Origin of the sequence: Mycobacterium sp. (genome assembly GCF_040398885.1) — a bacterium.
Classification (GTDB): Bacteria; Actinomycetota; Actinomycetes; order Mycobacteriales; family Mycobacteriaceae; genus Mycobacterium.
The window spans coordinates 1-12,679 of the sequence record NZ_JBBATF010000092.1; the positions used below are offsets into that span (position 1 = coordinate 1).

General features: G+C 69.1%; 15 protein-coding genes. 10 read left to right on the forward strand and 5 right to left on the reverse strand.

Annotated features, from left to right (window positions below; translation table 11 throughout):
• Positions 1–1,788 (forward strand): isocitrate lyase/phosphoenolpyruvate mutase family protein (locus tag ADBZ5U_RS09985; RefSeq protein ID WP_526264928.1); only part of this gene is annotated, 1,788 nt, incomplete at its 5' end.
• A gap of 18 nt (positions 1,789–1,806) precedes the next feature.
• Here the strand turns inward: ADBZ5U_RS09985 and ADBZ5U_RS09990 are convergent.
• Positions 1,807–2,580, reverse strand: coding sequence for a GmrSD restriction endonuclease domain-containing protein (locus ADBZ5U_RS09990; protein WP_526264930.1), 774 nt, complete (start codon positions 2,578–2,580; stop codon positions 1,807–1,809).
• Positions 2,581–2,730: 150 nt separating this feature from the next.
• Between ADBZ5U_RS09990 and ADBZ5U_RS09995 the strand changes: the two genes are divergently transcribed.
• The 4 genes from ADBZ5U_RS09995 (at position 2,731) to ADBZ5U_RS10010 (ending at position 4,642) form a co-directional block, all read left to right on the forward strand.
• Positions 2,731–3,576, forward strand: coding sequence for an MIP/aquaporin family protein (locus tag ADBZ5U_RS09995; protein ID WP_526264932.1), 846 nt, complete (start codon positions 2,731–2,733; stop codon positions 3,574–3,576).
• A gap of 74 nt (positions 3,577–3,650) precedes the next feature.
• On the forward strand, positions 3,651–3,839 hold the full coding sequence (locus tag ADBZ5U_RS10000) for a CDGSH iron-sulfur domain-containing protein (protein WP_526264934.1): 189 nt from the start codon (positions 3,651–3,653) through the stop codon (positions 3,837–3,839).
• Between the two features lie 39 nt (positions 3,840–3,878).
• Positions 3,879–4,139: a hypothetical protein gene (locus ADBZ5U_RS10005; RefSeq protein ID WP_526264936.1), complete on the forward strand. Its 261-nt coding sequence runs from the start codon at positions 3,879–3,881 to the stop codon at positions 4,137–4,139.
• A gap of 11 nt (positions 4,140–4,150) precedes the next feature.
• Positions 4,151–4,642: an Rv2253 family sensor-like surface protein gene (locus tag ADBZ5U_RS10010; protein ID WP_526264938.1), complete on the forward strand. Its 492-nt coding sequence runs from the start codon at positions 4,151–4,153 to the stop codon at positions 4,640–4,642.
• A 107-nt stretch (positions 4,643–4,749) separates the two neighbouring features.
• Here ADBZ5U_RS10010 and ADBZ5U_RS10015 read toward each other — a convergent pair whose 3' ends face one another.
• Positions 4,750–5,541 (reverse strand): hypothetical protein, encoded by a 792-nt coding sequence (locus ADBZ5U_RS10015; RefSeq protein WP_526264940.1) that lies wholly within the window; start codon positions 5,539–5,541, stop codon positions 4,750–4,752.
• Between the two features lie 116 nt (positions 5,542–5,657).
• Between ADBZ5U_RS10015 and ADBZ5U_RS10020 the strand changes: the two genes are divergently transcribed.
• Positions 5,658–6,083, forward strand: coding sequence for a cytidine deaminase (locus tag ADBZ5U_RS10020; protein WP_526264942.1), 426 nt, complete (start codon positions 5,658–5,660; stop codon positions 6,081–6,083).
• A 41-nt stretch (positions 6,084–6,124) separates the two neighbouring features.
• Positions 6,125–6,337 (forward strand): hypothetical protein, encoded by a 213-nt coding sequence (locus ADBZ5U_RS10025; protein ID WP_526264944.1) that lies wholly within the window; start codon positions 6,125–6,127, stop codon positions 6,335–6,337.
• A gap of 3 nt (positions 6,338–6,340) precedes the next feature.
• On the opposite strand, the gene ADBZ5U_RS10030 is transcribed toward ADBZ5U_RS10025, so the two are convergent.
• Genes ADBZ5U_RS10030 through ADBZ5U_RS10040 form a run of 3 tightly spaced genes read right to left on the reverse strand, consistent with a single transcriptional unit; the run spans position 6,341 to position 9,692 of the window.
• Positions 6,341–7,996: a phospho-sugar mutase gene (locus ADBZ5U_RS10030; protein WP_526264946.1), complete on the reverse strand. Its 1,656-nt coding sequence runs from the start codon at positions 7,994–7,996 to the stop codon at positions 6,341–6,343.
• Complete coding sequence (gene deoC / locus ADBZ5U_RS10035) at positions 7,996–8,772, reverse strand: deoxyribose-phosphate aldolase (RefSeq protein WP_526264948.1); 777 nt, start codon at positions 8,770–8,772, stop codon at positions 7,996–7,998. Before deoC ends, ADBZ5U_RS10030 begins: the two co-directional genes overlap by 1 nt.
• Positions 8,773–8,786: 14 nt before the next feature.
• Complete coding sequence (locus ADBZ5U_RS10040; protein ID WP_526264950.1) at positions 8,787–9,692, reverse strand: uridine phosphorylase; 906 nt, start codon at positions 9,690–9,692, stop codon at positions 8,787–8,789.
• Between the two features lie 124 nt (positions 9,693–9,816).
• Here ADBZ5U_RS10040 and ADBZ5U_RS10045 point away from each other — a divergent pair, with 124 nt between their 5' ends.
• From ADBZ5U_RS10045 to ADBZ5U_RS10055, 3 genes are all read left to right on the forward strand, one after another.
• A complete protein-coding gene (locus ADBZ5U_RS10045) occupies positions 9,817–10,683 on the forward strand; it encodes a 2-oxo acid dehydrogenase subunit E2 (RefSeq protein ID WP_526264952.1) in 867 nt (288 codons plus the stop codon).
• A gap of 98 nt (positions 10,684–10,781) precedes the next feature.
• Complete coding sequence (locus ADBZ5U_RS10050) at positions 10,782–11,480, forward strand: LpqN/LpqT family lipoprotein (RefSeq protein WP_526264954.1); 699 nt, start codon at positions 10,782–10,784, stop codon at positions 11,478–11,480.
• 78 nt (positions 11,481–11,558) lie between these two features.
• Positions 11,559–12,679: App1 family protein phosphatidate phosphatase (locus ADBZ5U_RS10055; protein WP_526264956.1), on the forward strand; the 1,121-nt coding region annotated here is incomplete at its 3' end.

Below are 12,679 nucleotides of genomic sequence, written 5' to 3' on the forward strand. Positions count from 1 at the left end.
TTCATCATCGCCGACGCCGACACCGGTCACGGCGGAGATCCGCACGTGCGCAACCTGATTCGCCGTTTCGTGGAAGCCGGGGTCACCGGCTATCACATCGAGGACCAGCGGCCGGGAACCAAGAAGTGCGGCCACCAGGGCGGCAAGGTGCTGGTGCCGTCCGACGAGCAGATCAAGCGACTCAACACCGCGCGCTTCCAACTGGACATCATGGGCGTGCCCGGCATCATCGTGGCCCGCACCGACGCCGAGGCCGCCAACCTCATCGACGGCCGGGCCGACGAGCGCGACCAGCCGTTCCTGCTGGGCGTCACCAATCTCGCCGTGCCGCCGTACAAGTCGTGTTTTTTGGCCATGATGCGCCGGTTCCACACCGGGGGCGTGACCGAGATCAACGGACACCTGCTCTACGCGCTTCCGGAAGGCGAGTACGCCGTGGCGGATGACTGGCTGCAGAGCCGCGGCATCGCCAAGCTCGTCGACGAGGCAGCCGCGACGTGGACCGCGGGCAAGGACGGCACGCTCGACACACTGTTCGACCGGGTCGAGTCGGCATTCGTCGACGCCTGGCAGGCCGACGCGGGTCTGGACACCTACGGCAACGCGGTTGCCGAGATACTGCGGTTCAAGGACAGCGAGGGCGAGGCGCTGGCGATGAAACCGGCCGACTGGGCCGAGTTCGCCCGGACCGCCTCGCTGCACGCCGCCCGCCGGAAGGCCGCCGAACTCGGGGTGGACGCCCCGTGGGACTGCGAACTGGCCCGGACCCCCGAGGGTTACTACCAGGTGCGCGGCGGCATCCCGTATGCGATCGCGAAATCCCTTGCCGCGGCGCCGTTCGCCGACCTGCTGTGGATGGAGACCAAGACCGCCGACCTCGCCGACGCCCGGGAGTTCGCCGAGGCGGTGCACGCGGTGTATCCGGACAAGATGCTGGCCTACAACCTGTCCCCCTCGTTCAACTGGGACACCACCGGGATGAGCGACGAACAGATGCGGGCCTTCCCCGAGGAACTCGGCGAGATGGGCTTCGTCTTCAACTTCATGACCTACGGCGGCCACCAGATCGACGGGGTGGCGGCCGAGGAGTTCGCCACCGCGCTGCGTCAGGACGGCATGCTGGCCCTGGCCCGGTTGCAGCGCAAGATGCGTCTGCTCGAATCCCCCTACCGCACACCGCAGACCCTGGTCGGCGGCCCGCGCAGCGACGCCGCACTGGCGGCGTCGTCGGGGCGCACCGCGACCACCAAGTCGATGGGCAAGGGCTCGACCCAGGTGCAGCACCTGGTGCAGACCGAGGTCCCCAAGAAGCTGCTGGAGGACTGGCTGGCGTTGTGGAGCGAGCACTACAAGCTCGGCGAGCGGCTCCGGGTTCAGCTGCGGCCGCGGCGAGCCGGCTCGAATCTGCTGGAGCTGAGCATCTTCGGCGACACCGACGACGAGAAGCTGGCCGACGTGGTGTTCGACCCCATCACCGACCGGCAGGGCCGCAGCATCCTGACCGTGCGCGACCAGAACACCTACTCCGCCAAGATGCGCCAGAAGCGGCTGATGACGCTGGTCCACCTGTGGCTGGTGCACCGGTTCAAAGCCGACGCCGTCTACTACGTGACGCCCACCGAGGACAACAAGTACCAGACCGAGAAGATGCAGGCGCACGGGATCTTCAGCAACGTCAACAACGACGTCGGCGAGATCATCGTCGCCGACATCAACCATGCCCGTATCGCCGAACTGCTCGAGCCGGACCGCAAGGCGCTGCAGAAGCTGATCCGCAAGCAGGACTGAGCATCCTCGGCCACCCGGTCAGCAGCCGGCGAGGACGTCGGCCAGGGCCTTCTTCTCCTTGGCCGACAGCCACAGCCCGTACGCGGTTTTGACGTCGATCTGGCGTGCCACGAAATCACAGCGGAAAGCCGGGTTGGGCGGCAGCCAGGAAGCGGCGTCACGAAACGCCTTGTCGAAGTTGGCTTTCGGGCTCACCGCCAGGAGGTTTCGCGGGTCGTTGGCGAAGTCGAGCCGGCGCTGCGGATCCCAGGCCCGCGCCCCCTTGTACCAGGCGTCCGCCAGTGCCACCACGTGGTCGATCTCGACGCTGTTCGAAGTCTTCGGGCCGCGGACGAAACCGATGACGGTCCCGGTGTAGGGATCGACCAGGGTGCCGCTCTGCGCGAAACACGTGAATGGCCGCACGAGAAGGTCTTTGAGGTCGCGGCGCAGGATGTCATCGCGGGTGTTGCAGCCGTTGCGGCCGAACTCGACGTCGACGTCATCACTCCAGGGTTCGCCGAAGCTGGAGCGCCGGAAGTCCGAAGCCCGGTCCCATCCCCGGACCGGCAGACTCCCGAGTTGCCGGCGGGCGGCGTCGTAACGCGACGTCGGCGGGGCGGCGACCGGGGCCGTCGGCGGGCCTGAAGGCCCGGCCGCGGCCGGATCCGGGGCCCGCCAGGTCGGGGAGGGCCCCGACAGCGGTCCGGCGTCGCGGTCCTGCCACCACAGCACCCCCACCACCGCACCGAGGACCAGAAGCGCCAACAGCGCACCGAGTCCACCGGCGCGACCGAGGCGTCGTGCAGCCATTGGTTGTCCTCCAGCGCGCCGAATCCCCCGCCCCCCCGCCGCCACAGTACGAGGCGGCGTCGTGTCGGGTCCCGCCGACCTTGCCGAAACCGGCACCGCCGCACCGGCGCCGTTGCTACCTTGCGGAGCAGGCCGAAAGGAGCGGACAGGATGAGCGTCGAGGTCAAGCCCACGCCGTTACTCGGCGAGTGTTCCGCGGAGTTCTTCGGAACGATGATCCTGATCCTGTTCGGATGCGGGGTCGTCGCACAGGTCGTCACCGGGGGGACGCCGCTGACCACGGCGCCCGGAGCCACCGGTGACTACAACTCGATCGCCTGGGGCTGGGGCCTCGGGGTGGCCATGGCGGTCTACGTCGCGGGGCGGCTCAGCGGGGCGCATCTCAATCCCGCGGTGACCGTGGCACTGGCGACCTTCAAGGGTTTCCCGGCCCGCAAGATCGCGCCCTACGTCGCCGCCCAGGTGGCCGGCGCCTTCGTCGGGGCGTTGCTGGTCCGACTCAACTACAGCGACCTCATCCGCAACGTCGACCCGGACCACACCAAGGCCACCCAGGGGATCTTCTCCACGTCCCCGGACGCCAACGTCTCGATGCTCACCGCGTTCACCGACCAGATGATCGGGACCGCGATCCTGGTGGCCGTCATCTTCGCGCTGACCAGCGCGGTCAACAACCCGCCGCTGGCCAACACCGGCCCGCTGATCATCGGTCTGCTCGTGGTCGCCATCGGCCTGGGTTGGGGCGCCAACGCCGGGTACGCCATCAACCCGGCGCGTGACTTCGGCCCCCGGCTGGCGTCGTGGATCACCGGGTACCACGACGCCTGGTTCTCCGCCAACGGTCCGCAGTTGTACTTCTGGGTGCCGATCGTCGCCCCGATCATCGGCGGCCTGATCGGCGGCGGGCTTTTCGTGTTCTGCATCGAGCGGTTCCTGCCGGCGGCCGTCGGTAACCCGGCGGAGATCGGCGTCGTCGAACCCACGCCGCTGCGATAGGGGAACCCGTCCGGCCGCAGTCCGATGCGGCACAAACCCGTCCGGCCGCAGTCCGATGCGGCACAATGCGGACCATGAGCGATGTGACGATCACCTCCCTGACCGACGGCCCCCTCGAAGTGGCCGGAGACGTCAAGATCCTCGCCTCGGACGGCTCACTGGTGAAGGAGACCGCCAAGTGCTACCTGTGCCGATGCGGCCACTCGGCGAAGAAGCCGTTCTGCGACGGGGCACACAAGCGTGAGGGTTTCACCGCTCCCTGACGGCGCACGGCGGCTACGCTCGGGGGCATGAGCACAGCTATGACACGCAGGATCGTCCTCGGCGGCGGTGCCGCCCTGGTGGTAATCGGCGCCCTGACCGGATGCAGCCCGACGACCGAGAAGGAAGCACCGACGACCCGTTCGGCCACCACCCCCCCGAGTTCGAGCAGCGCGCCGTCGGTGACGCCCACCGAGAAGGCCGTCGGCCCGGGCAACACCAACTCCTTCTCGCCGGGTGTCGATCCCAATCCCCCGGGTGCGATCTGCAAGTCCATCGTCAACGGCGTCTGCCAGCGCTGACCGCGGGCGTCGTGAGAGTCGGCCGATACGCGGTCGCCGTGGTGGCGGCGGCGCCCGTGCTGTGCGCCCTGCCGGCGCAGGCCGATCCGGCCCCGAACTGGAACGGCTGGTACCGGATCACCTTCCACACCGACCAGAAGAAGGGCACCAGTGTCGCGGCCGGCCAGTCCGAGGAGGCCTACACCGCGTGGTACCGGGTCAGCACGGACTGCTCGTCGGGAACCTGCGTGGCCTCGGTGGTCGACGGGCCGGCGCCGAAGGACAACGTCTCGACGTCGACGACGTTCACCTGGACCGGTTCGCAGTGGTCGCGGACCAACAACTGGCGGTGGGACTGCCTGCTCCCGGATCGCACCGTCACCTTCGACCCCGCCAGTTCGACGACCACCTACACGCCACAGGCCGACGGCTCGCTGACGGGGACCTTCGCCACCAACATCGGTTCGGGCGCCTGCCGGGGAACGGTCTACATCCCGCTCACCGCGGTTCCCGGCAACCCCTGATCAGATCGGCATCCGGTTGCCGTAGAACTCCTGGTCCTCGTTGCACCCGCCCTGGCCGGCGCCCAGATGGGCGAACGATTCCACGAATTCCACGGCCTGGATCCACTTCACCTGCTTGAAGCCCAGTTCGACCTCGTCGCGCAACCGCAGCGGACCAGCGAAAGATACTGCAGCGCAGTCGACAACGCGTTGGGGAACACGTCCGGCGAAGTGGGGATCAGCCTCTTCCACTCGCCGGTGCTGAACAACAGGACATAGAACAGCGCACCGTTGAGCAGCCACAGCAGGTCGAACGAGAAATGCCACCAGCGGGCCAGCCCCACCGAATGACGGAACCCGGGGATTCCCAGGTGCTTGGGCAATGCCACGGAGTCGTCCTTGGCGGTCCACACCGTTGCCGCGTCGGCACTGTCACGGCGGTCGGCCGGCACCGGGCCGCGCAGCCGCAACCACTCCGAGTCGGGTCTGCTGCCCGAGTTGAGGTAGAGCCTCGGATGGTCGGCCAGAATCTGCAGGCCGGACCGGATGATGAACATCATGAACAGCAGGTTCAGGAAGTGCTGCCAGCGCAGCCACCACGGGAATCCGGTGGTGACCGGTTGCACGTACCGGGTCGAGGTTCCCGGATACCTGGTCACGAAGTCCTGAAACCAGCCGTATCGGGCCATCTCCCGGGCCACCGCGATCGACAGCACCAGGGCCGCGATCCCCAGCGGAACCAGCCACAGACTGGAGAACCACCGCCTGCCGATGCGGACCGCCGGGAACTGGGCGCGGGTCTGCGCGATGCCGCCGGCCCAGTCCTCGACGACGATGGGGCCGTTGCGATGGCCCTGGCTGTAGTACGGCAGCAGGGCCTTCTGCAGCGGGTCGGGCACACCGGGCTCCACCGCCATCACCTCTGGTGGGTAATGCTAGGTCAGACACCTGTTTCGGGCCATCCCGACGGTTTCCGGTGCTACGTTGACGCGGTCATCCGGGAGCGGTTGCCGGATCGGTGTGTTGGGAGGCGGGTATGGGTCCGGCCGGCGCGGATGTGGACTGGGAGCGGCTGCACGAGTCCGCGGTCGCGGCGACCGCGAACTCCTACTCGCCCTATTCGAATTTCCCGGTCGGTGTCGCCGGATTCGCCGACGACGGCCGGGTGGTCTCGGGCGCCAATGTGGAGAACGCCTCCTACGGGCTGACGCTGTGCGCGGAGTGCTCCATGGTGTCGGCCCTGCACGCCACCGGCGGCGGGCGGCTGACATCGGTGTACTGCGTGGACGGCAACGGCGACCCGCTGATGCCGTGCGGGCGCTGCCGACAACTGCTCTACGAACACGGCGGACCGGATCTTCTGGTGATGACACCGCAGGGCGTCCAGTCCATGGCGCAGATACTTCCCCAGGCGTTCGGCCCATGGGATCTGGTGGAGAGGAAGTCCCCCCATGACCAGTGACACCGCGGCGCAGTACGCCGGTGCGGTTCAGGACGGCGTTCTTGACCGGGGCCGACCGGCTGTTGTCGGTCCTGCCGCAGGATTCGGTCGACGCGGTCAAGAAGGCCGTCGTCGGCGCCACATCAAATGCCATCACCGTCTCGATGCTGGTGCTGGCCGCGGTGGCACTGGCGGGCGCGATCTTCGCCCGGGTGGTCATCGGCCGGCGCCGCACCCCGGACCATGTCCACCCCACCCACGCCGCGGAGGTCTGAGCGCTACAGCGCGAGCGCCTCGGCGACGCCGGCCCGCAGCGCCCCCAGTTCGGAGTCCGCGGCGGCACGTGCGGCGGAGACCGCGCCGGGCACCGGCACGACGACCTGCAGGTAGCACTTGAGCTTGGGTTCGGTTCCGCTGGGACGGATGATCACCCGCGCGTCGGCGAGGGTGAACCGCAGGCCGTCGGTGGGCGGTAACCCGTCGACTCCCCTCTCCAGGTCGTCCACTGCCATCACGGGCCGCCCAGCCAGCGAGTCGGGCGGGTCGGCCCGAAGCCGCGCCATCGCGTCGGCGATGAGAGACGGATCCGAAACCCGCACCGACAGTTGGCTCGTCGCATACAGACCGTGCTTGCGAGCCAGATCGTCCAGCACGTCCAGGGGGCCGCGGCCCTCGGCCTTCAGCGCCGCCACCATCTCCAGCATCAGCAGCGAGGCGGTGATGCCGTCCTTGTCCTTGACCGCCGCCGGGTCGCAGCAGTACCCCAGCGCCTCCTCGTAGCCGAACCGCAGACCGGGCACCTTGGAGATCCACTTGAACCCGGTCAGCGTGGTGGCGTACCCGAGACCGGCGTCGGCGGCGATGCGCTCCAGCAGGGTTCCGGAGACGATCGACTCGGCGTACACCCCGGTCACCGGAGGCCCGTCCCGGCGGCCGCGTTCGGCGATCCACCAGCCCAGCAGTGCGCCCACCTCGTCGCCGGTGAGCATCCGGTAGTCCGCGCCGCAGCGAACGCCCGCCGCGCAGCGGTCGGCGTCGGGGTCGTTGGCGATGATGACATCCGCGCCCTGCGCCCGGGCGTCGGCCAGCGAAAGGTCCATCGCGCCCGGCTCTTCCGGGTTGGGGAAGTTCACCGTGGGGAACCGGCCGTCCGGGGCGAACTGCGCCGCGACGGCCGTCGGGTCGCTGAAGCCGGCTTCACCGACCGCGCGCATGAAGACCTCACCGCCCACCCCGTGCATGGCGGTGTAGACCGCCGAGACCGCGCGCGGGCCGTCGCCGAGCAGCGAAACAGCACGGGCCACATAGGAATCCAGCACGGTGCCATCGAGGGTGCGGTAATCGTCGGACTGCGCGATGGAGTCCAACGGACCGACCGCGGCGATACAGGCCGAGATCTCGGAGTCGGCCGGCGGGACGATCTGGCTGCCGTCGCCGAGATACACCTTGTAGCCGTTGTCATCCGGCGGATTGTGCGAGGCGGTGACCATGACGCCCGCGGCGCAACCGAGTTCGCGGATCGCGAATGCCAGCACCGGCGTCGGCAGCGCCTTCGGCAGCACCATGGCCGACATGCCCGCACCGGCCATGATCCGGGCGGTGTCACGGGCGAACACATCGGAGTTTCGCCTGGCGTCGTAGCCCACCACGACGGATCCCCCGCCGTTGGCGACCAGATAGGCCGCAAGTCCCGCGGCGGCGCGGGCCACCACCACCCGGTTCATCCGGTTGCTGCCGGGGCCGAGTCGCCCGCGCAGGCCGGCGGTGCCGAACTGCAGGGTCCCGTCGAAGGCGTCGGCGAGTTCCGCCGCCGCGTCCGCGTCTCCGGCCTCCGCCGCGGTGATCAGTGCGGAGAGTTCGGCGGCGGTGTCGGCGTCGGGATCCTCGGCCAGCCAGGCCCGCGCGGTGTCGAACAGTGCCGCCGCGGGGGCCATCAGTAACCGCCCGCCGCGGCCTCGCCCCCGGAGACGATCGCCACCGACGACGAGGCGCCGATCCGATCGGCGCCGGCCCCGATCATCGCCAGGGCGTCCGCGCGGCTGCGGACCGCCCCGGATGCCTTGACGCCCAACGCTTCTCCGACCATGGCGCGCATCAGGGCGATGTCGTGCGCGGTGGCACCCCCGCCGCCGAAACCGGTCGAAGTCTTCACATACGCCGCCCCGGTCCGGGCGGCGATCAGGCAGGCGAGGGCCTTCTGGTCGTCGTCGAGCATGCTGGTCTCCAGAATGACCTTCACCGGGGCGGGCCTGGCCGCGCCCACCACCCCGAGGATGTCGTCGTAGACCGCCGCGAGGTCTCCGGACAGCAGGCCACCGATGTCGAGCACCATGTCGACTTCGTCGGCGCCCTCGGCGACGGTGATCCGGGCCTCCTCCGCCTTGGCCAGCCGGGTCATCGCACCCAGCGGGAAGCCCACCACGGTGCAGACCATGACCCCGGATCCGGCCAGCCTCCCGGCCGCGGTGGGCACCCACCGGGTGTTGACGCACACCGACGCGAACCTGTGCTCGATCGCCTCCCCGCACAGCGTCCCGATCGAGCCGAGGGTGGCGTCGGCCTTGAGCAGGGTGTGGTCGATCCGACCGGCGAGGGTGTCGGAGGTACGCAGCGCCTCGACCACCTCGACGCCGTCGGGAACCGGGCCGAGCGCCGCGGTCACCGCCTCGTCGGCCCGGTGGAACAGAGCGGAGTGGTCGGCGACGTTCACAAGCGGTTCCTCCGTCAGGCTTCGGCCGTCGGTAAGCCGGCGTTGAGGTAGTTGAACAGCGCGGCGCCGGCGTCCTCGCTGAACCTGTGCAGTTCTTCGGGGGTCGCGGTGACCTGATCGCCCTCGAGCCGGTTCAGCAGCGTGCAGCAGATCATCGCGAACTTCGGGAAGCCCCAGTGGTTGAGATAGCCGGCGAGCATCGCGCCCTCCATCTCGATGTTGCGAACCCCGTTCTCCTCAAGCCAGTTCAGCCATGCCATCTTGGTCTCCGGCGTCTCGAAACACACGGCGCCGTCGAGCCGGAACTGCTCGACGAAGAACTCGTTGCCGGCCACCGTCTTGGCGGCGACCACGTCGAAGTCGGCGGCCTCGTTGGCAGCGATGATCGCCTCGTAGGTGGCGGCCGGGAAATGTCCGTCGAACCAGTACTCGCCCTCCCCGCCGCGCAGCAGCCGGTAGGGCTTGAGGTCGGCCATCAGGCCCTCCGAGGAGACCACCACGGTTCCGCCCGGCAGTCCGACCCCACCGCTGGTGCCGACCCGGCACCAGAACACCTCGGCCATCGCGTCCAGATCCCCGCGTTTGAGGAAGAACACCAGCCTCATCAGCTCCTGGAGCGCGATCGAGGCACTGGGCATGCCCATGCCGTGCGAGGCGAAGAGCACCCCGCCGGTGTAGCGCGTGACGAAGCGGTCCTCTTTGGGGAAGGCGACGATCGGCGAGCCGGAGTTCATCGCGCTCCAGCGCTCGGCGAACTCCTTGATCCGCCCGCCGGACCCGGCCAGGACGATCGCCCTGACATCGCGGAGCGAGTCCAGCAGTGGGTCCGAGGACGACACGCCGAAGTGGTAGTAGACGTCCTCGTGGCTGCCGTCGACCACGCCGTCGAGGAACGCGTGGTTGATGTTCCGGGTCTTCACTGCGGCCTCCGCGGCGTTCTGCCAACGCGACGAAATCTACGCGCTGCCCCCATGCCGTCGCGGCGGTTTGAAGTCGGGACCTTGTGCCCTTCGCGGGCAGCGACCCCGGGGTCAGGCTGGATCCATGATCCAGCAGGCGCCCCCGGTGCCGTTCTCGGTGTGGCGGAAGATCGCGATGGCCACCTGGCAGCCGCGCAGGGACCCGATCATCTGGGCGACGCTGGACATCGACGCCGCCCGGCTGCTGGATTACATCGACGCCGTCCGGGCCGGCACCGGCCGGCATGTCACGGCGATGGACCTGGTGGGCCGCGCCGCCGGCAAGGTCTTCCGGGCCCTTCCCGGACTCAACGGCAGGATCGTCTTCGGCAGCTTCGTGCCGTCGCCGACGATCGACGCCTTCTTCGTGGTCTCGTTGCGCACCGATCCCGTTTCCGGCGCCCAGGCCGCCGCCACCGACCTGTCGGGCACCGTCGTGCGGCGGGTCGACGAGAAGACCCCGTGGGCCATCGCCGCGGAGATCGCCGAACGCGCGGGACGCATCCGCCACGACAGCGATCCAGCCTTCAAGAAGGCCAAGGCAGTCGCCAGGGCGCTTCCGCCGATCGCGCTCGGCCCGGTGATGGACGCGATCGCCTTCGTCACCGAGAGTCTGCAACTGCCGTTGCCCGCCCTCGGAATGGAGGCCCGACCCTACGGTTCGGTGCTGATCAGCAACGTCGGCACTTACGGACTGGACTCGGCCGCGGCGCCCTGGCCCACGTTCTGCCATGTGCCGATCGGCATTCTGATGGGCGCCGTCACCGACAAGGTGGTGGCCCGCGACGGAAAACCCGTTGTGCGGCCGATGCTTCCGGTCACCATCGGGCTGGATCACCGTTTCGTCGACGGCTACCAGGCGGCGACGATGTCGCGGGTGTTCCGCGAGTATCTCGGCGACCCCGCCGCATTCGACCCGATCCCGGCGCGCCCCGCCGGCACCGGGCGCTGAACTTCACGCCCGGCAAACCGATCCGCCGAGCCGGTCAGGCATAATCGCAAACGACGATGTCCGTCGCGGATATCGCACTACCCCGGAGGAGCACGCGAATGTCAGCTGACCTGAGGAGGTGGCTGTCCATCGCCGCGGTCTGCGTGGTTCTGCCCGCGTCGGGCGGCCTGAGCGGTTGTTCGGGCAAGGACGCCGACACCGGGAAGACCGAAGCCGGCTCCCAGTCGCAGACCGCCGAGAAGCCCAAGACGCCGACCACCGGCACCGCGGGCCGCCTGCCGACGCTGGTCGACTACCTCAAGCAGAACAACATCTCCGAGACCGGGGTCCAGGGGAACGACCCCAACGCGCCGGTGGTCCAGTTCCCGTCCCTGCCGGGCTGGCAGCCGGTCGGGCAGGCGAAACCGGAGGGCGCCTACAGCGCCCTGATCGCCACCGATCCGGCCCTGGGGGCGCAGAAGCCGTCGATCATCGTGAACTACTCCAGGCTGGGCGGTGACGCCGACCCGGCCGAGTTGCTGAAGCTGGCCCCCAACGAGGTCCGCAACCTGCCCGAGTTCGACGGCAGCGACGTCGAGGTCGGCAAGCTCTCCGGCTACGACACGGCCTCGATCATCGGATCCTTCGTCCGCGACGGCGTCAAGCGGGTCGTCTACCAGGAGACGATCGCCATCCCGGGCAAGGACGGCCTCTACGTGATGCAATTGAACGGCGACGGCCTGATCGAGCATGCGACGGTGCTCGCACAGGTCTTCGACGCGCTCAATTCCCAGGGGACCATCAAGCAACCGGCGTAGGCGATAACCGGAGGCCGCGGCCCGAAATTTGGGATGCTGGGAGATGTGCCCCGGCTTCCCCGACGAATCGCATCGGAGTTGAACTCCAGACTCCGCAGCCCGGAGACCGCCGCTTTGGTGGCGGGCATCGAGAGCGGCCTGACCAGGCGCCGGCGCGAGAAGAAGATGAAGTCCGGGATGTTCCGCGGTGTGCAGGTGCTGGTCTACCGCGGATTCGTCGCCGACGACCTCGCCAAGGTCCGGGTCCGGGTGACCGAGGCCCCGGAGTTGCCCGGGGACAGCCGCATTCCGTACTGGGAGGTGGCGCAGGCCAACCTGAACCGGCACGCCGCCCTGCGGATCGTCGGGGCCGAGGTCGAGCTGCGGATCGGCGCGCACAGCGCAACCGCGGTCACCGACGAGCACGGTTACGCCAATTTCTCGCTGCCGGTGCCGAAGCTGCGGCCCGGGTGGCACGCGGCGCACGCGGTTTTGACCACCCCTCTCGAGGACGGCGAGACGGCGTCGGGCACCGGCCGGGTGGTCAAGCCCTCCCTCAAGGCCCCCTTCCTGGTGATTTCCGACATCGACGACACCATCCTGCTGACCGGTCTGACCGAGGGCGTCGCGATGGTTGCCCGCACCGTGCTGCGGGAGGCGAGCGAACGGGCCGCCATCCCCGGGATGTCGTCGTTCTACCGCGGCCTGGCCCGCGGCGTCCCGTCCCCCGCCGGCCATCCCAAGCCGGCGCCGACGTTCTTCTACGTCTCCACCGGAAGCTGGTCGTTCTACCCCGCCCTGCAGGAGTTCATCCAGCTGCGCGGGTTCCCGGTGGGCCCGCTGTTCCTGACCGACTGGGGTCCGACGCAACGCTACATCCGGCGCAGCGGTCCCGAACACAAGCGGACGTCGATCCGCCGGCTTCTGGCGGCCTACCCGACCATGCGCTTCGTGCTGATCGGGGACAGCGGCCAGCGCGACGGGCTGACCTACGAGGAGATGGCCCGGGAGTTCCCCGGACGGGCCGCTCTCATCCTCATCCGCCAGGTCGGCGACGACGACGAGGAACGCAATTCCGAACTTCGCTCGCGCGCAGCAGAACTGCGCGCCGAGGGCATCCCGTTGCACCTGGTGCCGGATGCCTCAGCGGCGGCCGAACTCGCCCACCGGTTCGGTCTGTGCGACGAGGAGACCCTGGTGGAGGTTCAGGCAGAGCCGGG